16 protein-coding genes are annotated in these 23,174 nt (G+C 73.5%); 10 read left to right on the forward strand and 6 right to left on the reverse strand.

Going from position 1 to position 23,174, the window contains the following annotated elements:
* Window positions 1-2: 2 nt before the first annotated feature.
* Complete coding sequence (locus tag MANAM107_RS10060; protein WP_223907969.1) at window positions 3-911, reverse strand: carbohydrate ABC transporter permease; 909 nt, start codon at window positions 909-911, stop codon at window positions 3-5.
* Window positions 912-994: 83 nt separating this feature from the next.
* Window positions 995-3,193 carry an alpha-galactosidase gene (locus tag MANAM107_RS10065; protein WP_223907972.1) on the reverse strand — a complete coding sequence of 733 codons (2,199 nt, stop codon included), beginning with the start codon at window positions 3,191-3,193 and terminating at the stop codon, window positions 995-997.
* A gap of 197 nt (window positions 3,194-3,390) precedes the next feature.
* Here MANAM107_RS10065 and MANAM107_RS10070 point away from each other — a divergent pair, with 197 nt between their 5' ends.
* Window positions 3,391-4,599 carry an ROK family transcriptional regulator gene (locus tag MANAM107_RS10070; protein WP_223907974.1) on the forward strand — a complete coding sequence of 403 codons (1,209 nt, stop codon included), beginning with the start codon at window positions 3,391-3,393 and terminating at the stop codon, window positions 4,597-4,599.
* Between the two features lie 154 nt (window positions 4,600-4,753).
* Window positions 4,754-6,262, forward strand: coding sequence for an NAD(P)/FAD-dependent oxidoreductase (locus MANAM107_RS10075; RefSeq protein ID WP_223907978.1), 1,509 nt, complete (start codon window positions 4,754-4,756; stop codon window positions 6,260-6,262).
* Window positions 6,263-6,405: 143 nt separating this feature from the next.
* Here the strand turns inward: MANAM107_RS10075 and gcvH are convergent, their stop codons facing one another.
* From gcvH to gcvP, 3 genes are all read right to left on the reverse strand, one after another.
* Window positions 6,406-6,798, reverse strand: coding sequence for a glycine cleavage system protein GcvH (gcvH, locus tag MANAM107_RS10080; RefSeq protein WP_223907981.1), 393 nt, complete (start codon window positions 6,796-6,798; stop codon window positions 6,406-6,408).
* Between the two features lie 126 nt (window positions 6,799-6,924).
* A complete protein-coding gene (locus tag MANAM107_RS10085) occupies window positions 6,925-8,199 on the reverse strand; it encodes a glycine cleavage system aminomethyltransferase GcvT (RefSeq protein ID WP_223907985.1) in 1,275 nt (424 codons plus the stop codon).
* Between the two features lie 11 nt (window positions 8,200-8,210).
* On the reverse strand, window positions 8,211-11,261 hold the full coding sequence (gene gcvP, locus MANAM107_RS10090; protein WP_223907988.1) for an aminomethyl-transferring glycine dehydrogenase: 3,051 nt from the start codon (window positions 11,259-11,261) through the stop codon (window positions 8,211-8,213).
* A gap of 217 nt (window positions 11,262-11,478) precedes the next feature.
* Here gcvP and miaB point away from each other — a divergent pair, with 217 nt between their 5' ends.
* The gene (miaB, locus tag MANAM107_RS10095; protein ID WP_223907991.1) at window positions 11,479-13,194 is read left to right on the forward strand and encodes a tRNA (N6-isopentenyl adenosine(37)-C2)-methylthiotransferase MiaB; all 1,716 of its coding nucleotides are present in this window, start codon (window positions 11,479-11,481) and stop codon (window positions 13,192-13,194) included.
* Between the two features lie 231 nt (window positions 13,195-13,425).
* Window positions 13,426-15,291, forward strand: coding sequence for a Na+/H+ antiporter NhaA (gene nhaA / locus MANAM107_RS10100; protein WP_223907993.1), 1,866 nt, complete (start codon window positions 13,426-13,428; stop codon window positions 15,289-15,291).
* 113 nt (window positions 15,292-15,404) lie between these two features.
* On the opposite strand, the gene MANAM107_RS10105 is transcribed toward nhaA, so the two are convergent.
* Complete coding sequence (locus MANAM107_RS10105; RefSeq protein WP_223907996.1) at window positions 15,405-15,992, reverse strand: DM13 domain-containing protein; 588 nt, start codon at window positions 15,990-15,992, stop codon at window positions 15,405-15,407.
* A 246-nt stretch (window positions 15,993-16,238) separates the two neighbouring features.
* Here MANAM107_RS10105 and MANAM107_RS10110 point away from each other — a divergent pair, with 246 nt between their 5' ends.
* The 6 genes from MANAM107_RS10110 (at window position 16,239) to MANAM107_RS10135 (ending at window position 22,955) form a co-directional block, all read left to right on the forward strand.
* Window positions 16,239-16,700, forward strand: coding sequence for a YbjN domain-containing protein (locus tag MANAM107_RS10110; RefSeq protein WP_223907999.1), 462 nt, complete (start codon window positions 16,239-16,241; stop codon window positions 16,698-16,700).
* Window positions 16,700-17,617, forward strand: a complete 918-nt coding sequence (locus MANAM107_RS10115) for a YbjN domain-containing protein (protein ID WP_223908002.1) — start codon at window positions 16,700-16,702, stop codon at window positions 17,615-17,617. Before MANAM107_RS10110 ends, MANAM107_RS10115 begins: the two co-directional genes overlap by 1 nt.
* Window positions 17,618-17,623: 6 nt before the next feature.
* The gene (miaA, locus tag MANAM107_RS10120; protein ID WP_223913061.1) at window positions 17,624-18,631 is read left to right on the forward strand and encodes a tRNA (adenosine(37)-N6)-dimethylallyltransferase MiaA; all 1,008 of its coding nucleotides are present in this window, start codon (window positions 17,624-17,626) and stop codon (window positions 18,629-18,631) included.
* A 180-nt stretch (window positions 18,632-18,811) separates the two neighbouring features.
* Window positions 18,812-19,795 carry a diaminopimelate epimerase gene (dapF, locus tag MANAM107_RS10125; protein ID WP_223908004.1) on the forward strand — a complete coding sequence of 328 codons (984 nt, stop codon included), beginning with the start codon at window positions 18,812-18,814 and terminating at the stop codon, window positions 19,793-19,795.
* Between the two features lie 152 nt (window positions 19,796-19,947).
* Window positions 19,948-21,315, forward strand: a complete 1,368-nt coding sequence (gene brnQ / locus MANAM107_RS10130; protein ID WP_263421962.1) for a branched-chain amino acid transport system II carrier protein — start codon at window positions 19,948-19,950, stop codon at window positions 21,313-21,315.
* Between the two features lie 140 nt (window positions 21,316-21,455).
* On the forward strand, window positions 21,456-22,955 hold the full coding sequence (locus MANAM107_RS10135) for an MFS transporter (protein WP_223913064.1): 1,500 nt from the start codon (window positions 21,456-21,458) through the stop codon (window positions 22,953-22,955).
* Window positions 22,956-23,174: the final 219 nt, after the last annotated feature.

Consider the following 23,174-nt stretch of genomic DNA (forward strand, 5'->3'; position numbering starts at 1 on the left):
TTTCAGTCCAGGTCCGTCTGACCGGCGCGGGTCAGGCGGTACTGCAGCGCGGTGATGAGGGCCAGGACCACCAGCAGGCCCACCGCCATGGCCGAGGCGTAGCCGAACTGGAAGCGCCCGAAGGCCATGTCGTAGATGTAGAACTGCAGGACCCGGGTGGCGTTGACCGGCCCGCCCTGGGTGGTCACCGAGACCGTGTCGAAGACCTGGAAGGAGCCGATCATCGTCATGATGAGCACCAGGGCCAGGATCGGGCGCAGTAGCGGCACCGTGATGCGCCAGAACATCGTCCACTCGCTGGCCCCATCGACCTTGCCCGCCTCGTAGACGGTGCCCGGGATCGCCTGGAGCCCGGCGAAGATCAGCAGGGCCGTGTAGCCCACGTGCCGCCACACGTTGATCAGGGCGATGGTGGGGATGGCCAGGGAGGAGGAGAAGAAGTTGACGCTCTCACCGGTGAGGGCCTCGATGAGCTCGTTGGTGATGCCCAGGGTGTTGTCCAGGATCCACAGCCACAGCATCGCCACCACCACATTGGAGACCAGGTAGGGGGTCAGCACGATCGAGCGCACCAGCGTGGACTGGGTCAGGCGCTGCATGAGCACCGCGATGGCCAGGGCCAGGATCGTCTGGACCCCGATGTTGATGACCACGTACTGCACGGTCACCTTCACCGCGTTCCAGAAGATCGCGTCCCGGAGCATGCGCTCATAGTTGGCGGTCCCGGTGAAGACCTCGGGGGTCAGCAGGTTGTACTCGGTGACGGACAGGTACAGGCCGCGCAGCAGCGGCCAGATGTAGAAGGCGACCAGGCCGATCGCCGCGGGCAGGATGAAGGCCAGGCCCAGCGCCGTATCGGTGCGGGGCCGCCGACCGGCGCTGGGCGCCGTCAAGGATGAGGACGTTGACATCGGATCTCCAAATCGACAGTGATCAGGCGGAGGCGGGATGAGGAGGCGGGCATCTCGGACGCGGGTGGGCAGGACGGCACGGCTCAGTTCACGGCGCTCAGGTGCAGCAGAATGAGGTGATCGGGGTGCAGGACGGGCAGGGCCAGCCCGGTGCTCGACAGGTAGGAGCCCGGCAGGACCACCCCCTCGCCCTCCATCCACGGTGCCCGCAGCGTCAGCTCGGGGTAGGCGGGGGCCGCCAGGCGCACCCGGTAGCGGCGGCTCGGATCCAGCCCCGGCAGAGGCCGTGGGGTGGAGGGCCATGCGGGCAGTTGGCCCAGGCAGGCGATCTGGAACAGGGCCTGGGAGCCGTCGGGGGCCACGACCCCCTCGATCCGCAGCACCTCATCCTCGGCCAGGTCCGCGTGGACGCCCAGCCCTGCGTGGAGCAGCGGGCGCAGCTCCTTGTGCAGGGCGATGATGGCGGCCAGGCGTTCGCGGGAGGCGGCGTCGGCCTGGGTCAGGTCCCACTCCACGCCCATGTGCCCCCAGATCGCCGTGCCGGCGCGGAAGTCCAGGTCCAGCTCGCGCAGCGTGGTGTGGGCGCGCCCGGCCCCCACATGGGTGCCGACCAGCTCGGGGGGCAGCAGCAGGCAGGTGCCGCGCTGGATGTCCTGGCGGTCGTGGGCGTCGATGCAGTCCGAGGCCCATACGCGCTGGGTGTGCTCCAGGATGCCCAGGTCGATGCGCCCCCCGCCGCCGGCGCAGGACTCGATCTCCAGCTCCGGGAAGCGCTCATGCAGGGCATCCAGGAGCCGGTAGAGCGCCAGGGTCTGGTCGTGGACGGCGCCCGCACCCTGACGCCCGCAGGTCGGCTCGGCGGTGGCGTGGCCGGTGGCCAGCAGGGGGGAGTTGTGGTCCCACTTGATGTAGTCGATGCCCAGCCGCTCGACCAGGGAGGAGATCGACTCATAGAGGTAGTCCCAGGCGCCGGGGGCGCACAGGTCCAGAACCCGCTGGTTGCGGTGCTCGGGGGCGCCGCCCGAGGCGTCGGACAGCACCCAGTCGGGGTGGGTGCGCGCCAGGTCGGAGTCGAGGTTGATCATCTCCGGCTCGAACCACAGGCCGAACTCCATGCCCAGGGAGTGCACGTGCTCCACCAGGGGCTCCAGGCCCTGGGGCCAGGCCTCGGGGGAGACCTGCCAGTCGCCCAGGCCGGAGGTGTCATCGCGCCGGGAGCCGAACCAGCCGTCGTCGAGCACATAGCGCTCGATGCCCACCTGGGCGGCGGCCTCGGCCAGGGCCTTGAGCTTGTCCAGGTCGTGGTCGAAGTAGACCGCCTCCCAGGTGTTGAGCAGCACCGGGCGCGGGCGGGAGGGGTAGGAGGGCAGGGACCGCAGCCAGGCGTGGCTGCGGTGGGCCAGGGCGTCGAGCCCCTCGCCCCAGGAGAAGACCGTCCACGGCGTGGTGTAGGTCTGGCCGGGGCCCAGGCGGACCTCTCCGGGCAGGAGCAGCTCGCCGGCGCCCAGGAGCTTGCGTCCCGCGGCGGTGTGGAGGGCCAGGTACCGGCCATTGCCCGACCAGGCCAGGTGGACGCCGTGGACGCGCCCGCTGCGCCACCCGAATCCGGTGGTGCCCGCGGCCATCCAGGTGGCCGCGTCGTGCCCGGGCCGGCCCTCCCAGGACTCGCGCAGCCTGGTGCCCAGGGTCAGCTCCGTGCGCTGGAGGGTGCGCTCCAGGCAGTGGTGGCCGCTCATGTCCACCACCTCCTGGGCCTCCTGGGGCAGGGGCATGACCGGTGTGATCTCGCCGATGAGAAGATCCGCGTCCGCGCCGGTGCCCGCTCCGTCCGGGCCATCCTGGGGGCGGTCGTCGCGCACCCAGGCGCGCAGGCGCACCAGGCCGCTGGGCTCTAGCCGCAGCTCGGTGCCCAGGGTCAGGAGGTTGCCGGTGTCCCGCCCGCTGGAGCGCAGGACGGCAGTGGTGCCCGCCGGGCCGTCCTCGGTGGTGCTCTCGTGCTCGACGACGTCGAGGTGGGGGGAGAAGGCCGAGGAGTCGGCGCGCGAGAGCAGGACCGCCGGCCGGGCGCTCCACCCCAGGTGGGCCAGGGGGAGGACCGGCAGGTCGTTGGTCAGCCAGTGGGCGTTGCGGCCGGCCGAGGTGGCGCTGGCCCGCTGGAGGTCGGCGAGGTCCTCCTCGCGAACGGGTCCCAGGTCCGGGCCCCAGTGGCGCACCACGGGGAGGCGGTCGGGCAGCAGGTCGAGCACCAGGGAGGTGCCTGCATGGCGCAGATGGATGGTCATCGTTGTCCTTCCAGGGGACGGCCGGGGCGGACCGTCATTTCTTGTCAAGTGAAAATAACTGATGGGCCTCTGCTGCGCAAGGCCCGTATTATTCGGGGGATCGCAGGGCGCGGCTACGCGGCCGCGCCGCGCTCCCCATGGGCGGCGGTCGCCGGCGCGGGGGAGTGGGATCGCCAGTGCGCAAGGAGGGAGGGGCGGTGCCCGCAGACTCGTCGGAGGACTGGCAGGAGGCGGCACCGGCTCCGGCCGGGGCGCGGGGGTCCTGGGGCGAGCCCGGGCGCGCCCGAGGCCTGGGCGCCCAGGCCCTGCTGGCCCTGGTGGCCCACGGTCCGATGAGCCGGACCGACCTGGGCGAGCGCCTGGGCCTGTCGCCGCCGACGACGACCCGCACGGTGCGCCCCCTGCTTGAGGCGGGTCTGGTCGAGGAGCATCCCGCCCAGGGGCGCAACGGGCCCGGGCGGCCCACCAGACTGCTGGCCCTGGCCCCCGCATGCGCCACCTTCCTGGGTGTCAAGCTCACCGCCGACCGGCTCTACGCGGTCCTGACCGATCCCCTGGGGGCGGTCCTGGCCCAGGACAGCCTGCCCCTGGGGGCCGCCGACGCCACCAGTGTCGTGGGGCTCATCGCCTCGGCCCTGGTCCGTCTGGCCTCCTCGCGCCCCCGGCCCCCCGAGGCCATCGGCATCTCCCTGGGCGGCTCGGTGGTGGCCCACCGCATCGTCGCGCGCGCCGCCTTCCTGGGGTGGCGGGAGGTCCCCCTGGCCGCCAGGGTCGAGGCCGCCACGGGCATCCCCTGCACCGTGGCCAATGATGTGCGCGCCTTCGCCCACGCCGAGGCCTGGTTCGGGGCGGGGCGGGGCAAGGACCCCTTCGCCCTGCTCACCCTGGGGGCGGGCATCGGCTGCGGCATCGTCGTGGGCGGCCAGGTGGTCTCCGGGGCCCGGGGGGCGGCGGGCTCGGTCGGGCACCTGCCGGTGGCCGCCGAGGGGCCGCGCTGCGAGTTGGGGCATGCCGGATGCGCCCGGGCGCTGGCCTCCACCCCCGGGATCGCGGCGGCCCTGGCCTCGGTTCTGGGCCGGGAGGTGGGCCTGGAGCAGGCCCTGGGCCCCGAGCTGGGGCAGGACCCGCAGGTGCGCGGCGTCCTGGAGCGGGCCGCTCGCGCCGCAGGAGTCCTGGTGGGCACCCTCATCGCCTTCATCGAGCCCGAGCTGACCGTGGTCTCGGGGGAGGCCGTCGGCGTGATCGAGGCCCACCGCGCGGCCTTCGATGAGGAGATCTCGCGGCTGAGGCACTGGCAGGCCCACCCGGCCCCGGTGAGGCTGCGCCCCTTCGAGTTCGATGAGTGGGCCCGGGGCGCCGCAGCCCTGGCGGTGGAGAGCTGGGCGGAGTCGGTGGGCGGGCGCTGAGCCCCGGGGCGGTGCGCCCGGCCGGGGAGACGGCGGCTGCTGGGCGCACTTGGGCACTGCCGGGCGGCGCTGCGACCGCAGTGTGACGCGAACCATGACTGGGGACCTAGGGCCCGGCTGTGGCAATCACTAAGGCTGCCCTTAGATTGTGCGCATGAGTCGTCGTACCGCCCTCGCGCTGTCGGCCGCCGGACTGCTGGCCGCCGGCGCCGCCCTCGCCCTGGCCAACCGCCCCGCCCGCCCCCGTGTTCAGGACCTGCCCACCGGCGACGGCGGCCACCGCCCCCCGCGCGTCGTCATCGCCGGTGGCGGCTACGTGGGCTTCTGCACCGCCCGCGCCCTGCGGGCGCGCCTGGGCACCGAGCATCTCGAGATCGCCGTCATCGACCCGCGCCCCTACATGACCTACCAGCCCTTCCTGCCCGAGGTCGCCGCCGGCTCCATCCAGCCCCGCCACATCATCGCCGCCCACCGCCGCTCCCTGGACGGGTGCACGATCCTCACCGGATCGGTCACGGCCATCGACCACGCCAGCCGGACCATCACCATCACCCCGCCCGTGCCCGAGTCCACCCATGAGGCCCCCGAGCCCTACAGCATCGGCTACGACCACCTGGTGGTGGCCCTGGGCGCCGAGGCCCGCACCCTGCCCATCCCGGGGCTGGCCGAGCAGGCCCTGGGCTTCAAGCAGGTCGAGGAGGCCCTGGCCCTGCGCAACCGCGTGCTCTCGCGCATCGAGGACGCCGCCTCGACCTGGGATGAGGAGCGTCGTCGGCGCCTGCTCACCTTCGTCTTCGTCGGCGGGGGCTTCGCGGGCGTGGAGGCCATCGCCGAGCTGGAGGACATGGCCCGGGCCTTCGTGCGCTCCATCGACTCGGTGGAGCAGGAGGATGTCCGCTTCATCCTGGTGGAGGGCTCGCGCCGCATCCTGCCCGAGCTGACCGAGGAGCTCTCCGGCTACGGCCTGGAGCAGCTGCGCGAGCGCGACATCGACGTGCGCCTCAACACCTTCCTCAACTCCTGCGAGAACGGCCACGTGGTGCTGTCCGACGGCAGCGAGTTCGAGGCCGACACCATCGTGTGGACCGCCGGGGTCAAGGCCGCCCCGGTCCTGGCCGACTCCGACCTGCCCATCGAGGCCCGTGGTCGCGTGACCACCCTGCCCACCCTCCAGATCGCGCGCGACGGCGTCGTCGTTCCCGGTGCCTGGGCGGCCGGCGACTGCGCGGCCGTCCCGGACATCACCAGCGATCAGGAGGGCGCCACCTGCGCCCCCACCGCCCAGCATGCGGTGCGCCAGGCCAGGCTCCTGGCCGACAATCTCGCGGCCACCCTGGCGGCCCCCCAGGGCGAGGAGCCCGAGCTGACCGCCTACGCCCACGAGAACCTGGGGACGGTGGCCTCCCTGGGCATCGGCAAGGGCGTGGCCCGGATCATGGGCCGCAACCTGCGCGGATTCACCGCCTGGACTGCTCACCGCGGCTATCACGTCTATGCCATGCCCACGGTCAACCGCAAGGTGCGGATCATGATGGACTGGTTGGCCGCCGTCGTCTTCCGCCGCGACCTGGCGTCCTTCGGGTCGGTGGCCCGGCCGGGGGCGGCCTTCGCCCAGGCCGCGCAGAACGATGCCAGGATCGCCGAGCGCCGCAAGGGCGCCTGAACGGCCGGGGGGCCTGCGCAGGGCACGGGGGTGTCCGCGGATTGCGGGAGATGTCTGCACAATGACGGTCTCCCAGGGCTCCGAACCACTGACAACCCCGGCGAATCGCAGGCAGCCCCGGCGATCTGCGCGGGCGCGCCGCCTCAGTCGGACAGCACCTCGGCGTCGAAGCGCTCGGCGTAGTCCTCGGCGCTGAGCAGCTCGCCCTCGCCGCTGACCTCGACGGTGAACAGCCAGCCGGCCCCGTAGGGGTCGGTGTTGATGACGGAGGGGTCCTCCTCCAGGGCCCCATTGACCGCCACGACGGTCCCGCTCACCGGGGAGTAGAGGTCGGAGACCGCCTTGGTGGACTCCAGCTCGCCGCAGACCTGCCCGGCGCTGACCTGGCCGCCCACCTCGGGCAGCTCGGCGAAGACCACCTCGCCCAGGGCATCGGCGGCCACGGCGCTGATCCCCACGCGGGCCGGGGAGGAGGAGTCGACCCACTCGTGCTCCTCGGAGTAGCGCAGTTCGGGTCGAACGGTCTGACGTGCCATGGCGGATGTCCTTCCAGTGGGTTGAGTCGAGGTGACGGGGTGCAGTCGGTCGGAGTGTCAGGGGCGTGAGGAGTGCTGCGCGGCAGGGTCGGGCCACAGCCGGGGCCCGCCCGCGGCGGGCGCGGGTCAGCGCGGGCGCTTGTAGAAGGGCGCGGCGACGACGCTCATGGGCATGAGGCGCCCGCGCACATCCACGCTCAGCTCCGTGCCCACCGGCCAGGCGGGCTCCTGCGGGGAGTGCGGCGCCAGGCGGGCCAGGGCGATGGGATGGCCCAGGGTGGGGGAGAGCAGGCCCGAGGTGACCGTGCCCAACTGCCTGCCGGCCTCATCCAGAACCGGGCAGCCCGCCCGGGCGGCGCGCCGGCCCTGACCGGCCAGGGCCACGAGCACCTCGGTGCCCTCCTGCCCCTCCCGCTCCTTGCGCTCCTCCAGGGCCGCGCGGCCCACGAAGTCGGGCCGGTCCAGGGCCACCACGGCGCCCAGGCAGGCGTCGTAGGGCGTGATCGTGCGGGTCAGCTCATGGCCGTACAGGGGCATGCCCGCCTCCAGGCGCAGGGAGTCGCGCGAGGCCAGCCCGCAGGGCGTGAGCACCGGCAGCGGCACCTCCTGCCCATCCTCGACAGGCCCCAGCGCCAGCCCCTGGGCGCTGGCGGTGATGACGCGCCACAGGTCCTCGGCGTCCTCCGCCCCGCAGAACAGCTCGAAGCCGTCCTCCCCGGTGTACCCGGTGCGGGCCAGCAGGACGGAGTGCCCGGCGGCCGTCGCACGTACGGCCGCGTAGTAGCGCAGACGAGCCAGGATCCCCGGCCCGCACAGCACATCGGCCCCGCAGTCCTCATCCTGGGACTGTCCGGGCTCGGGCCTCAGGGCGGCCGGGATCCCGGCCCCCGACTCCACCACGCCCCGCAGGATCTCCTCGGCGCGCGGGCCCTGAACCGCCAGGAGCGCCGTGCTCAGGGAGATGTCGCAGACCGTGGCCTCGAAGCCGGCGCAGCGCGCCACCAGCTCGGCTGCCACCTGCTCCCGGTTGGAGGCATTGGGCACCACGAGGAACTCCTCATCGCCCACGTGGTAGACGATGAGGTCATCGATGATACCGCCCTCTTCAGTGACCATCATCGAGTAGCGGGCCCGCCCCACCGCCACCGCGGAGATCCGGCCCACCAGGGCGTGGTCCAGGGCCTGGCCGGCACCGGGGCCCTCGACCTTGACCTCGCCCATGTGGGACAGGTCGAACAGGCCCGCACTGGTGCGCACCGCCCGGTGCTCGGTTAGGTCGGAGCCGTAGCGCAGGGGCATCTCCCAGCCGCCGAAGTCGGTGAAGACCGCCTCCAGCTCGCAGTGGATGGCATGCAGGGGCGTGCGGCGGGGCTCGGGGGCCATCGGGACTGAATCGCTCATCTCATCTCTCCTCAGGTGTGGGCGCCGTCGTCGGTGCGGGCCCCGTCATCGAAGGCCTCGGGCGGCGGGCAGGTGCAGGCCAGGTTGCGGTCCCCATAGGCGTTGTCGATGCGGGCCACCGGGGCGAAGTACTTGTCGCGCTCCATGCCCGCCAGGGGGAAGGCCGCCTGGCTGCGGGGGTAGGGGCGCTCCCACTCATCGGCGGCCACCTGGGCCAGGGTGTGGGGGCTGCGGCGCAGCACCGAGTCCTCCAGGGCCACCCGGCCCGAGCCCACCTGGTCGATCTCGGCCCGGATGGCCCTCATGGCGGCGATGAAGCGGTCGATCTCCGCCTTGGGCTCGGACTCGGTGGGCTCGACCATGAGCGTGCCCGCCACCGGGAAGGCCAGGGTGGGGGCGTGGAAGCCGTAGTCGATGAGCCGCTTGGCCACATCCTCGGCGCTCACCCCCGTGGCGGCGGTCAGCTCGCGCAGGTCCAGGATGCACTCGTGGGCCACCCAGCCCCCGGGACCGGTGTACAGGGTGGGGAAGCAGTCCTCCAGCTCGCGGGAGATGTAGTTGGCGTGCGCGATCGCGCTCAGGGAGGCCCGGCGCAGGTCGGCGTCGTCCATGAGGGCCAGGTAGGACCAGGCCAGCGGCATCACCCCGGCCGATCCGAAGCGGGCCCCGGCCGCGGGCGCCCCCTGGAACCCGGCATCGGGGTCGCCCGGCTCGGCCGGCGCGCTGCCCCGGGGCCCGGCGGGCAGGAAGGGTGCCAGGTGCTCCTTGACCGCCACCGGACCCACCCCGGGACCGCCGCCTCCGTGGGGGATGGCGAAGGTCTTGTGCAGGTTGAGGTGGGAGACGTCCCCGCCCAGGTCGCCGGGGCGCAGGAGCCCGCACATGGCGTTGAGGTTCGCCCCGTCGATGTAGACCTGCCCCCCGGCGTCGTGGACCATCTGGGCCACCTGGGAGACCTGGGGCTCGAAGACCCCGTGCGTGGAGGGGTAGGTGAGCATGATGGCCGCCACCCGCCCCTCGTTGGCCTCCAGCGTGGCGCGCAGGTCGTCGACGTCGATGGAGCCGTCGGCGGCCGTGGCCACCACGACGACGCGCATCCCGGCCCCCGCCGCGGAGGCCGCGTTGGTGCCGTGGGCCGAGGCCGGCACCAGGCAGGTGTCGCGCTGGCCCTGTCCGATGGACTCCAGGTAGCCGGCGATGGCCAGCAGGCCGGTGAGCTCGCCCTGCGCCCCGGAGGCCGGCTGGAGGCTGATCCGGTCGTAGCCCACCAGGCCCACCAGGCGCTCGGAGAGCTGGGCCAGCAGGAGCCTCCACCCCCGGGTCTGGTCGGCCGGGGCGCAGGGGTGGATGCCCGCCAGCGCCGGCTCCAGCCACAGTGCGGACTCCACGGCCGCATTGAGCTTGAGGGTGCATGAGCCCAGGGGGATCATCGTGCGGTCCAGGGCCAGGTCGCGGTCGGCCAGGCGCCGCAGGTAGCGCACCAGGGCCGCCTCGGAGCGGTAGAGGTGGAAGGAGGGGTGGGTCAGGTAGTCCCCCGAGCGCCTCAGGCCCGCGGGCAGGGGCAGGGCCTCGGCCGCCCCATCCTCATCGGAAGCGGCACCCGCCGCGCGGCCCTGAGCCTGCCCCGCCTCCGCGCGATCCCGGCCGGTGAGCAGGGCGATGAGCTCCTCGACGTGCCGCCCGGTGGTGGTCTCGTTGGTGGACAGGCCCAGGTGGTCGGCGTCCAGCAGCCGCAGGTTGTACCCGCCCGCCGCGGCCCGCTCCAGGACCTGGGCGGCCCTGCCCGGCAGGCGGATGCTCAGGGTGTCGAAGAAGTCCTCGTGCTCCAGCTCCAGACCGGCGCGGCGCAGGCCCAGGGCGATCTGGGCGGCCCGGGCGTGGATCCGCTCGGCGATGGCCCGCAGGCCCTCGGGGCCGTGGTGGACGGCGTACATGGCCGCCACCACCGCCAGCAGGGCCTGGGCGGTGCAGATATTGGAGGTGGCCCTCTCCCGGCGGATGTGCTGCTCGCGGGTCTGCAGGGCCAGGCGGTAGGCGGGGGCGCCCTCGGCGTCGCGCGAGACCCCGACGATGCGCCCGGGCAGCTGGCGCTGGAGGCGCTGGCTGACGGCCATGTACCCGGGGTGGGGGCCGCCGAAGAGCAGGGGCACCCCCAGGCGCTGGGCCGAGCCGACGGCGATATCGGCGCCGATCTGCCCGGGTGCGCTCAGCAGGGTCAGGGCCAGGGGGTCGGCGTCGATGGCCACCAGTCCGCCGCGGTCGTGGACGGCCTCCACGGCGGTGGCCAGGTCCTGGATGGAGCCCCGTGTCGTGGTGTGGGCCAGGACGGCCCCCAGCAGGGGCGGGGCGTCCAGGCGGTCCAGCAGGCCGGCCTCGACGATCTGCTCGACGTCTGTCACTGCACAGTCCAGCCCCAGGGCGCGGCAGCGGGCCTGGGCCACCTGGAGGCACTGGGGGTGCAGGCCGGCGTCCAGCACCACGGTGCCCTCCGTGCGCCGCGAGGCCCGGGCCATGAGCATGGCCGCCTCGGCCACGGCCGTGGCCTCATCGAGCAGGGAGGTGCAGGCCACAGGCAGGGCGGTCAGGTCGCTGATGGTGGTCTGGAAGAGCAGCTGGGCCTCCAGGCGGCCCTGGGAGATCTCCGCCTGGTAGGGCGTGTAGGCGGTGGTCCAGGCAGGGTTGCCCAGGATGTCGCGGGCGATGACGGCGGGGGTGCGCGTGGGGTGGTACCCCTGGCCGATCATCTCGGTGTGGGGGTCGTTGAGGGCGGCCAGCCCGCGCAGGGCCTCCACGGCCTCGGCCTCACTCAGGCCACCACTGCCCACGTCGGCCGGGTGGGTATGCGCGGGGCGCTCCAGTGCCGCCAGGCCCGCGGGCAGGACCGCCGCGGCCAGTTGCTCCAGGCCCTCCTCCTCAGCGCCGCCCGCATCGGCGGGCTCAGGGGGGTCCTGGATGCCGAGGCGGTGGAGGACCGCCGCCATGTCCGGGCCCGCGGTGCCCAGGTGGCGGGAGACGAAGGGGGCCAGGTCGGTGGCATGTCGGGTGGCACATCGGTGGGCCATGAGAACCTCCGGGGGTCATGAGACGCCTGTCATCATAAACGCAGATCCGCCGGCCCGGGGGCCGGACGGGGCGGGGCGGTCCCGACGGCGAGTGCGCCTCGTCAGGCCCCTGAGCTCATCGCCTGCGGGCTGGCGCCCGCGCACCGGCTCGTGCATCCGGTCACGAGTGGGGCGGCTCGCTGGGCGTGTCCCGCCCACGGCCCTAGAATCACGCGCGATGACGATCACTCCCTCCACAGCCTCGCCGGCCTCACAGGCCCCCGGCGCCGCCAGTGCCCCTCTCATCGACGCGCGTGCCGCTGCCGGCCAGGGCGGGCCCGCTCGCACCTACCACGTGCGCACCCTGGGCTGCCAGATGAACGTCCACGACTCCGAGCGGATGGCGGGCCTGCTGGAGGCCGCCGGCTACCGGCGCGTCGAGGAGGTGCCCGAGGCCGCCGCCCGGGCCACCCGCGCCGGTGACGGCGGAGCCGACGTCGTCATCCTCAACACCTGCTCGGTGCGCGAGAACGCTGCCAACCGCCTGTTCGGCAACTTGGGCCAGCTCGCCGCGGTCAAGCGCGAGCGCCCCGGCATGCAGATCGCGGTGGCCGGCTGCCTGGCCCAGCAGATGGGGCAGGGGATCGTCGAGCGCGCCCCCTGGGTGGATGTGGTCTTCGGCACCCACAACCTCGATGTGCTCCCGGCCCTGCTGGAGCGGGCCCGCCACAACTCCGAGGCCGCTGTCGAGCTGGAGGAGTCCCTCAAGGTCTTCCCCTCCACGCTGCCCACGCGCCGCGAGTCCGCCTACGCCGCCTGGGTGTCGGTGGCCGTGGGCTGCAACAACACCTGCACCTTCTGCATCGTCCCCTCCTTGAGGGGCCGCCAGCGCGACCGGCGCCCCGGTGAGGTCCTGGCCGAGATCGAGGCCGTGGCCGCCCAGGGGGCCATCGAGGTCACCCTCCTGGGGCAGAACGTCAACTCCTACGGCGTGGGCTTCGGGGATCGCGGCGCCTTCGCCAAGCTCCTGCGGGCCGCCGGCGCCGTGGAGGGCATCGAGCGGGTGCGCTTCACCAGCCCCCACCCGGCGGCTTTCACCGACGACGTCATCGAGGCCATGGCCACCACTCCCGCGGTCATGCCCAGCCTCCACATGCCCCTGCAGTCCGGCTCCGACGCCGTGCTGCGCGCCATGCGCCGCTCCTACCGCTCCGAGCGCTTCCTGGGGATCTTGGAGCGGGTGCGCGCCCGCATCCCCCAGGCCGCCATCACTACCGACATCATCGTGGGCTTCCCCGGGGAGACCGAGGATGACTTCGAGGACACCCTGCGGGTGGTCGAGCAGGCGCGCTTCGCCTCGGCCTTCACCTTCGAGTACTCCCCGCGCCCCGGCACCCCTGCGGCCGACCGCCAGGACCAGGTCCCGCTGGAGGTCGTCAAGGACCGTTACCGCCGCCTGGACGAGCTCGTGCGCCGTATCACCCACGAGGAGAACGTGGCTCAGGAGGGGCGCGTCGTCGAGGTGCTCGTGGCCGAGGGGGAGGGGCGCCGCGACGCCGCGACCTGCCGGATCTCGGGGCGCGCCGAGGACAACCGCCTGGTGCACCTGGCCCTGCCCGAGGGCATGGACCCCCAGGACTATGAGGGGGGCGCCCCGCGGCCGGGCGACATGGTCAGCGTGCGCGTCACTCACGGCGCCCCCCACAACCTCATCGCCGACTCGGCCCACTGCGGGCCGGCCGGTGCGAGCAGCCCCGCCGGCGGAGCGCCCGGAGATCACCTGTGGCTCGACGACGGCCCGGCCCTGTTCGAGGTGCGTCGCACCCGGGCGGGCGAGGCATGGCAGCGCCGCCGGGCCGAGGCATGCTCCACCCCCGAGCCCGAGACCGCGCCGGTGAGCCTGGGCCTGCCCACCATCCGCGTGGGCGCCCCGGGCGCGGGCGAGCGCCCCTGAGCGGCCCGTCGGGCTGGAGCCGCGCGCCGGATCGCCTCGCCGGCCCACCGCTGGTGAGCACGGCCACTGTCGCGTGCTGCGAGGCACGCGCATCGGGGCTGCTCAGGTACTGGAGCGGTCACATGAGGGGCGTTGGAGCGCCTACCATCGTGGCTACGTGTCCCGGGCTGCGGCTGTCCGTGGGCGCGCTGCCTCAGGCCGCCGCAGGCCATCCGCCAGGAAGGAGTGCCGGTGAACGCTGCTGCACGGTCCGGCTCAGCAAGTCTTGCCGAGTCCGTTGACGCCTATCTGCGTCGTCGTCGGCGTTGGCGAGACATCCTCACCAATGAGACCTATGCCGCCGTCGCGCTGTGCCTGGCCACACTCGCGGCCCTGGTGTGGGCCAATCTCGGTGAGAGCTACCACGCCTTCTGGGCCACGCGCCTGTCCCTGAGCGTCGGCCCCCTGGGCGTGGACCTCACCGCCCACGAGTGGGTCAATGAGGGGCTGATGACCGTCTTCTTCTTCCTCGTGGGCCTGGACGTGCGCCGGGATCTGACCCTGGGGGAGCTGCGGCTGCCGGGCCGCGCCCTGCTGCCCGCCGCCGCCGCGGTGGGCGGCCTGGTGGTGCCGGCCTTCCTCTACCTCATCATCGCCATGGGTACCCCCGGGCTGGGCGCCTGGGGGTCGGTGATCTCCACCGACACCGCCTTCGCCCTGGGCATGCTGGCCGTCATCGGCCCCAAACGGGCCCCGCGCCTGCGCCTGTTCCTGCTGGCCTTCGCCGTCATCGACGACATCGGCGCCCTGGTGGTCATCGCCCTGTTCTATACCGCCTCCCTCAACCTCATCGCCCTGGGGGTGGCGGTCCTGGGACTGGTGGGCGTATGGGCCCTGGCCCGCTGGGGCGCCTGGCGCGCACCCCTCTACCTCCTGCTGGCCGGGGTCATCTGGTACGCCTTCTACCGCTCAGGGGTGCACGCCACCCTGGCGGGCGTCCTCATCGCCCTGCTCCTGCCCGTCTACTCCGTGCGCAGCCAGGACGTCAACGGCGCCGGCGAGCTCGCCCGGCTCTACCGGCAGTCCCCGGCCCCGGGCACCGCTGCGCTGCTGCGCGAGGCGCTGGCCTACTCCATGCCCATGAACCAGCGCCTGTCCTTCCTGCTGCTGCCCTATGTCAACTACGTGGTCGTCCCGCTCTTCGCCCTGGCCAATGCTGGGGTCCAGCTGGGCTCGCAGTCCCTGGACGCCGCCTTCGCCTCGCGCGTGACCTGGGCGGTCATCATCGGCCTGGTGGTGGGCAAGCTCGTGGGGGTCACCCTCGGCGCGGCCGTCGTCCTGCACATGGTGCCCTCCTCGCGCCTGCCCGGTCTGGACCTGCCCCGCATCATGGGCATCGGCGCCCTGTCGGGGATGGGTTTCACCATCTCCCTCCTGGTGGCCGGGATCGCCCTGGAGGACGAGGCGGTGAGCGACCAGGCGCGCATCGGCGTGCTGTGCGCCTCGGTGAGCGCCCTGGTCCTGGCCACGCTCATCTTCCGGATCTCGGACTACCTCAGCCCCCTGCCCCCGCCGCCGGGCCAGCGGCTGCGCCGCGGCGTCGACGAGGGCGTGGACCTGACCACGGGCGACCCCCGTGCCCCCCACACGCTCATCAACTACGCGGACATGAGCGATGAGGGGCGCTGGCGCCTCATGGAGGCACTCCACGGGATCGCCCACCTGCGCGACGCCGGCCAGGTGCGCCTGGTCCTGCGCCACAAGCTCTCCGGTCCCGAGAGCCTGCTGGCCGCGCTGGCCCTGGAGGCCGCCAGGCACCAGGACAAGTCCCGGCTGTGGCCCTTCCACGACGCCCTGGCCCGGCTGTGCGGGCAGGTCACCCCGGGCACCATCTCCCAGGCGGCCCAGGACGTCGGCCTGGACGCCGACGCCCTGTGGGAGCGCATTGACTCGGGGATCGATGAGCCCAAGGTGCTCAAGGACGCCCTGGAGGTCGAGGGGCTCACCGAGGACGGCAGCCCCGTGGTCTACATCGACGGGGAGCGCTTCGAGCACCTGCTCAACCGCTGGACCTTCTCCGAGGCGCTCAACGGGATGTGGGAGAAGGAGCCCGGCTGAGGAGGCACTGGGATCGAGGCTGGGAGGTCACGGGAGACGAGAAGCGCCGCGGCCCCCGGCGATGGCACGGGGACCGCGGCACGGTCGGGACTGGCGGCCTCCAGGGGGCCGGATCAGGGCTGCTCCAGGGCGGCGGCGCCGAAGGAGACGGAGAAGTCCTCGCACCACAGGTCCACGGTCGGCCACACCGAGGGGTCGAAGCCCTCGGGCAGGTCGTAGACCTGGTTGCCGCGGTTGCCCTTGATGGGGGCGACATCGAGGTGCTCGTGCTCGCCCGCGGTGAACCATCCGTCCCTGCCCTCGACCACTGGGCCGGCGCTGAGCCACACGCGCACATCGGGGCCGTTGGAGGTCTCCAGGTTCTCCAGGACCAGCTGGTGGGAGCCGTCGGGGTGGCGCACGATGCTGGCCGTGCCGCTGGTCTCGTGCTCGTGGGAGATGAACGTCCCGCTGGAGACCACCACGGCGGCCCCAGAGTCCCCCTGGGCGGTGGGGTCGGCGGCGGCATCGGTGCCGCCCGCCTCCGCGCCCCCCGCCTCCGGGGCGGCGGGCGCTGCGGCGACCACGGGCACCTCGTCGTCGACCTTGACGTCGACCAGCAGCAGCCACGGCTTGAACACCGCCAGGCCGGCGGCCAGGACGAGGAGGCCCGCAGCGCCCAGGATCAGCAGGGGGCGGCGGCGTTGACGCGCAAACTTCATGATGTCACCTATGATTCTTGGGATTCGCCGCACATATTCTTATGAGCGGGCTGTCCATTCCAACCAGGCTCCCGTCCCGGCTATTCCCGTCGCCCCCACGGCGGCGTACCGACGCCGAGGCCCGCCCCCGAGTGCTGGCGGGTGCGGTCGGGTGCTCCCGGCCGCAGGCGGGAGGGTATTGCGCTCATGGTGGAGCCGCCGGGATGTGCCGTCGGGCCGATGCCCCCACCGCTTACCCTGGGCGCCATGTCCAGATCCGATGCCCCTGTGCCCGCGGCGCCCACGCCGGTCGACGCTGAGCGCGTGCGGGCCTGCGTCCAGGATCTGGGGCTGAGGTACTTCGTCGACGACGAGGGGGACGTGGGCATCCCCTGGAGGCTGGTGACCGTCCACGTCGTCTTCCAGGACACGCGCGCCGTCCAGCTGCGCGGCGTGTGGCACCGTATCGCCGAGACCGAGTCCCTCGGGCCACTGCGCGACCTGGTGGAGGACTGGAACATTACGCGCATCGGCCCCAAGGCCTACCTGACCATCTCCGACAACGGCGTCGTGCGCCTCCACGGAGAGGTCACCTACCCCCTGGGCGCGGGCATGACCGACCAGCAGCTCTCCGAGTTCATCTTCACCGGGTGCCGGCTCATCATCGCCCTCATGAGGGAGGCCGAGGACCAGTTCCCCGATCCGCTGCGCGGTAGCCTGGAGCCCTGATGGCACGACGCAAGCACCGCCTCACCGACTTCATCCTCAGGCTGCTGGGCAAGGGCTGGGACCAGCGCGCCCTGCCCCCGCAGGACCCCACCTCCTGCCCGCCGGCGGATACTGCGGGGCCCCAGGAGGACCGGCGGGGCCGAGGGGCCTCAGGACCCGCGGGGCCCGGCTCCGACCCCCGACGACGCAGCGCCCCGCAGGCCCCGGCCCAGCCCACCGGGCCCGGTGCCGGCTCCGCCTCAGCGCCGGCCTCCCTCCCGCCGGAGCCGCAGGCGGCTGGGAGCGGCGGTGCAGGCCCCGCGGGCGCTAAGACGGCTGGCCAGGACAGCGCCGGTCCGGGTGTCTCGGGCGCAGGCGAGACGGGTACGGGCACCACTGGTGCGGGTGGGGCCGGTATCGACCCGGCCGAGGGCGTGGAGCCCCCGGCCTCCGCCAGGGGCACCGGCATCCCGGGTGCGCAGGGGGCCGGGCGGCTCCTCGGCGGGCCCGAGGCGATCGACGCCCTCGACCTCGACCGTGTCGAGCACACCATCACCGGCCCGATGGGCTACGCCGTGCGCCGCCACGACGAGGACGGGCACGCCTGCCTGCTGGGCACCTGGGACGACTTCCCCTTCGTCATCGAGATCCCCCAGGGCCACGACGGCTGGCTCCTGGTCTCCGGCGACTGGCAGGACCCGGCGCCGGTCTCCCAGCGCGACGAGATCGCCGCCAGCGCCAATGACTGGAACCGCGACAAGTTCTTCCCCACCGTCGGCATCCTGGACAGCCCCGTGGGGCCCCGGGTGCGGGCCACCTACATGATGGATATGAGCTCGGGCATCACCGACGCCCAGCTGCGCCTCCACCTCAACACCGCCCTGTCGGCCTGCACCCAGGCCCTCAGCGCTGTCGGCCCCCTGCTGCCGGAGATCTGAGTGGGCCTGCGCATCGCCGTGGTGGGGCCCACCGCCACCGGCAAGTCCGACCTGGCCCTGGACCTGGCCGAGCACCTGGCCGCCGCCGGCCACGGGGCCGAGATCGTCAACGCCGACGCCTCCCAGCTCTACCGGGGCATGGACATCGGCACCGCCAAGGTGCCCCTCGACCAGCGCCGGGGCGTGCCCCACCATCAGATCGACGTGCTGGAGGTCCACCAGGAGGCCAATGTCGCCTCCTACCAGCGTCACGCCCGGGCGGATCTGGCGGCCATCGAGGCCCGCGGCCACGTGCCGATCATCGTGGGAGGCTCCGGGCTCTACGTGCGGGCCCTGACCGACGACATCGACTTCCCCGGCACCGACCCCCGGGTGCGCCGTGCGCTGGAGGAGCGCGCCCGCGTCCAGGGGCTGGAGGCGCTGCGCCAGGAGCTGGCCCGCCGCGATCCCCTGGCGGCCCGGCGCATCGAGGCCGGCGATGCCCGTCGGATCGTGCGCGCCCTGGAGGTCATCGAGATCACCGGTCGGCCCTTCTCTGCCGGCCTGCCCGACTACCGGGACGCCGCCCCCACCCTCCACCTGGCCCTGCGCCCCGAGCGCCAGGGGCTCAATGCCCGCATCGATGCCCGCGCCCGGGCCATGTTCGATGCCGGGCTCCTCCAGGAGGTCGAGCAGCTGGTGGGCCGGGGGCTGCGCGAGGGCAGTACCGCGCCCAGGGCCATCGGCTACAGCCAGGCCCTGGAGGTCCTCGACGGCGATCTCGGGTACGAGGAGGCCATCGCCCGCACCGTCCAGGCCACGCGCACCCTGGCCTCGCGCCAGATCAAGTGGTTCCGCCGCGACCCGCGCGTGCACTGGATCGACACCGGTACCGTGCCCACCCGCGGCGCTGCCCCCGGCGGCGCGGCCGGCCGCGAGGCCTTGGGCGGCGCCGGTGCCCCGCCGCCGCGGGAGGCCGCCGGGCGGGCCCTGGGGGCGGCCCTGGGCCTGCTCGAGGCGCGCCTGGCCGACTGAGGCGCACCGGCCCGGCCCAGGTGCCCCCTCCCAGGGGCGGGTCCTGAGGCTGTGGACACGGCGCCCGCCCACCGCAGGGCCCCGGTGAGAGGGGCGAGAGCGGAGCAGTGGGGTCCGGGAAGGCCCTGGGAATCCCCGCACGCAGCAGCCCATGGCCGGCCGTCCCTTAGGCTGGGGCCCATGCCGGACACCTCAGGCCCCCACCAGGGCGGCGCCACAGGCCTTCAGGGGCGCGAGCTCCTCAAGGGCCACGCCACCCTCAACGACTTCCTCCTGCTCATCGACCCCGACTGCCAGGTGGCGCTCAGCGCCGGCGATATCGCCGCGCTGAGCGACCGGCGCGCAGGCGTGGGCGCCGACGGCCTCGTGCGCGTCGTGCGCACCGCAGCCCTTCCCGGGGCCCAGGACTTCGCGGCCGCGGTCCCGGAGGCGAGGTGGTTCATGGACTACTACAACGCCGACGGCTCCGTGGCCGAGATGTGCGGCAATGCCGCCCGCCTCTTCGCCCACGTCCTGGACGCCGAGGGCGTTGCCCCCACCGCCGACGGGCAGAGCCTGACCATCGGCACGCGCGGAGGCGCCCGCACCATCACCCGCCTGGGCGACCTGTGGACGGTGGACATGGGGCCCGCCCGCCTGGCGCACCCCCGGCGGGCCCAGGAGGAGGGGTGGGACACCGCCGTCGAGGTCCCCGGGCTCGACGGGCCCCGGGCGGCACTGAGCGTGCGCATGCCCAACCCGCACACCGTCGTCGCCCTGGCCGATGAGGAGGAGCTGGAGGCCGCCGAGTTCGCGGGCCTGCGCGACTCCGGTGCGCCGGTGCGCTACGACCCCGAGCCCGAGGCCGGCACCAACCTGGAGCTCGTCGTCCCCCTGGGCGAGGAGACCGACCCGCACACGGGGCGCAGCGTCGGCGTGGCGCGCCTGCGCATCCTGGAGCGGGGCGTGGGGGAGACCAGCTCCTGCGGAACGGGATGCTGCGCCGCCGCCGTGGCCCTGAGCCTGTGGAGCGGGCAGGACGCCGATCACGCCACCCAGGACTACCGGCTGCTCGTGCCGGGCGGGGAGCTGGGCGTGCACGTGGGGACCGATCCGCTCGCCCCCGGCGCCTCCATCCTGCTCACCGGGCCGGCGCAGCTGACCGCCCGCGTGCGCCTGCCCTGAGCCCCGAGACCTCGCCCCCTGACCCGTCTGCCGGGACCCGAGCATCCCGGCACGAGCCAAGAAAAGACACCGTGACCCACCCAACCATCCACAGGACAGCGCCGTCCTCCCGGCCCGCTGCGGGCGCCCTGAGCGCCGTGACCACCGGCCTCATGCTCTTCGCCCTGTTCTTCGGGGCCGGCAACCTCATCTTCCCCCCAGTCCTGGGGGCCTCGGCGGGCAGCGGGCTGCCCGCCGTGATGGCAGGCTTCCTGACCACCGGCGTGATCATGCCCCTGGTGGCCATCATGGCCGTATCCACCTCCGGGGAGGGCATCCTGGGACTGGCCCGCCGGGTGGGCCCGCGCTTCGGGGTGCTCATGCCCCTGGCCGTCTACCTGTCGATCGGGCCGCTCTACGCCGTGCCCCGGGTGGCCACCGTCGCCTACGAGCTGGCCACCCGCCCCGTCCTGGAGCTGATGGGCCTCAGGCCCGGGGGCTGGGTCCTGGCCCTCCACATCGTGGTGTTCTTCAGCCTGGCCCTCCTCATCGCCATGCGCCCCGGGCGGATGGCCGACTCCATCGGCCGCTGGCTGACACCCGCGCTCCTGGCCCTGCTGGCCGTCCTGTGCGGGGCGGTCCTGCTGACCGCCACCGGGGTCCCGCGCCCCGCCGAGGGCCCCTACGCCCGGGCCCCGCTGGGCACCGGCCTGACCCAGGGCTACCTGACCATGGATGTACTGGCGGCCACCGTCTTCGGCATCGTCGTCATCACCTCCCTGCGGCAGCGGGGCATCGCGCAGCCCCGCCAGATCCTGCGCGCCACCTGCCTGGCCGGCATCATCGCCGCCACCCTCCTGGCCTGCGTCTACATCGGCCTGGCCCTCGTGGGCGCCCGCACCCCCGGGCCCGCCGACGACGGCGCCGCGCTCCTGCGTGCGGCAGCCGCCCAGTCCCTGGGCGCCCTCGGTGTCATCATCTTCGCCGCCATCGTCATCCTGGCCTGCCTGACCACGGTGGTGGGGCTCCTGGCCGCCTGGGCGGGCTACGCCTACGCCGCCTGGCCGGCGGTGCCCTTCAACCGCCAGCTCCTGGGAGGCACCGCCCTGTCGATGCTCCTGGCCAATCTGGGGCTCGGTGCGATCCTGACCATCGTCTCACCCCTGACCCTCCTGCTCTACCCGATGACGATCAGCCTGGTGGTGGTCACGCTCCTGGACGCCCTGGCCCCTGGGCACCTGCGGGCGGCCTACACCTGGCCGGTGGCCGTGGCCGGAGTGCTGGGTGCCGTCTCGGCCCTGGAGGAGGTCGGCTGGTCGGCCCCCGGGCAGGCCCTGGCGCGCACCGGGGTGTGGAGCGCCTCGACCGGATGGATCCTGCCGGCCCTCATCGCCCTGGGGATCGGCCTGGCCATCGACCTGCGCCGCGGGCGCTGGTCCGCCCCCGGGGATCCCGCACCGGCCCCCGACAGGGCACAGGCGGCGTCGTCGGCCCAGACCGGTCCGACCGAGCATCCCGCCCCGCCCCGCAGCGGGGCATGAGCCGGATACCGGCGTGGATGGAGGTCCCGCACTGTACGACTGAGGGCCTGGAGGAATAGCCTCCCCCGGTGCCTGCTCCGCCCGAACCCGACCCCGCCGCTCCAGCCACCCCCGCAAGCAGTTCAGCCGGCCGCCCCACGATGAGTCCCGGGCAGCGCCGCCTCCTGGCCATCCTGCTCATCCCGGCCTTCGTCTCGCTGCTGGCGGTCTCCAGCATCAACGTCGTCCTGCCCGCCATCGGCAGCGACCTGGGGACCGGCAGCGGCGGACTGCAGCTGCTGGTCTCCGGCTACGCCCTGGTCTTCGGCGTGCTCCTGGTGCCCGCGGGACGGGCCGGCGACGTGCTGGGGCGGGGCCGGATCTTCATCGTCGGACTGCTGGTCTTCGGGCTGGGCTCACTGGCCTCCGGACTGGCCCCCAACACCGTCGGCCTCAACCTGGCGCGCCTGCTCACCGGTGTTGGTGCCGGCCTGTTCAACCCGCAGGTCACCGGCATGATCCAGCAGTACTTCGCCGGTGAGTTGCGCGGGCGGGCCTATGGGCTTCTGGGAGGCATCATCGGGATCTCGGTGGCGCTCGGCCCGATCCTGGCCGGGGGACTCATCGGCTGGCTCGGCCCGGAGTGGGGCTGGCGCTCCTCCTTCCTCATCAACGTCCCCTTCGCCCTGGCGGGCGCCGGGGCCGCCTGGCGCGCCCTTCCCTCCAGCGCCTGGGGCCGGAGGCAGCGGGGCGAGCCCGCCAGCGCCGGCCCCGCCGACGCCCCCGACACCGCCGCAGACGACGGCGGGCGGGGGAGTACGGCGGGCCGGCCCGTGCAGCGCCCGGTCCGAGGCCGCCTGCCCGACCTCGACCCCGTGGGCATGCTCCTGCTCACCCTGGGCACCGTCCTCATCATGCTTCCCTTCACCGCCGCCGGCCACGGCGGGTGGATCTGGTCGCTCCTCCTCGTCGGCCTCCTGGTCATCCTGGCGTGGGCGGCCTGGGAGCGGCGCTACGCCGGGCGCGGCAGATCGCCGATGGTCAATCTCGAGCTGTTCCGCATCCCCTCCTTCGCCTTCGGCAGCCTGACCATCGCGATCTACTTCATGGGGTACACCGCGGTGTGGCTGATCGTCGTCCAGTACGTGCAGACCGGCCTGGGCCTGAGCGCCCTGGCCAGCGGGCTCATCTCCGTGCCCTCGGCGCTGGCCAGTGGGATCTCCTCCGCGGCCGCCGGCCGGAGGACCGCCCGGGTGGGCCGGGCGATGGTCCTGTGGGGCATGATCCTGGGGATCATCGGGATGACCGCCTCGATCGGGGTGGTCCACCTCCAGGCCAGTGCCGGGTGGAGCCCCTGGTGGATGGCGGTGAGCCTGGGCATCCTGGGCATCGGCCAGGGAATGGTCGTCACTCCCAACCAGACACTGTCCCTGGCGGATGTGCCCGTGGAGCATGCGGGGGCCGCCGGAGGGGTCATGCAGACGGGGCAGAGGATCGGCACCTCCATCGGCATCGCGATGATCACCGGCCTGGCCTTCGCCGTCGCCGCCCGCCGGGGCTGGGGGACGGCCACCCAGGTGGGCCTGGCGCTGGAGGTCCTTATCATCGCCCTGGCCGCCGTGGTGGCAGCGGTCGACCTGCGGGTCTCCCGGGCGCGGTGAGCCGGCGGGGGGCGTGGGGTCGCGCCCCACCCCGGGTCTTCGGGATGCTGATCTCCGGTGGCGCCTTTTCGGCAGCGATCTGGCCGTCTCGATCGAGGAGGGCGCCGCCGGGCTCGTCTCCCCGGGTGCACGGGGTGGTATGGGCATTGATGGGGATGAGTATCCATGGTCGCCGTCGTGAGTTCTCATGCGCTCCCCAGCAGGGTCGAATAGCGATAG

It is taken from the genome of Actinomyces capricornis (genome assembly GCF_019974135.1).
Taxonomy (GTDB): Bacteria; Actinomycetota; Actinomycetes; order Actinomycetales; family Actinomycetaceae; genus Actinomyces; species Actinomyces capricornis.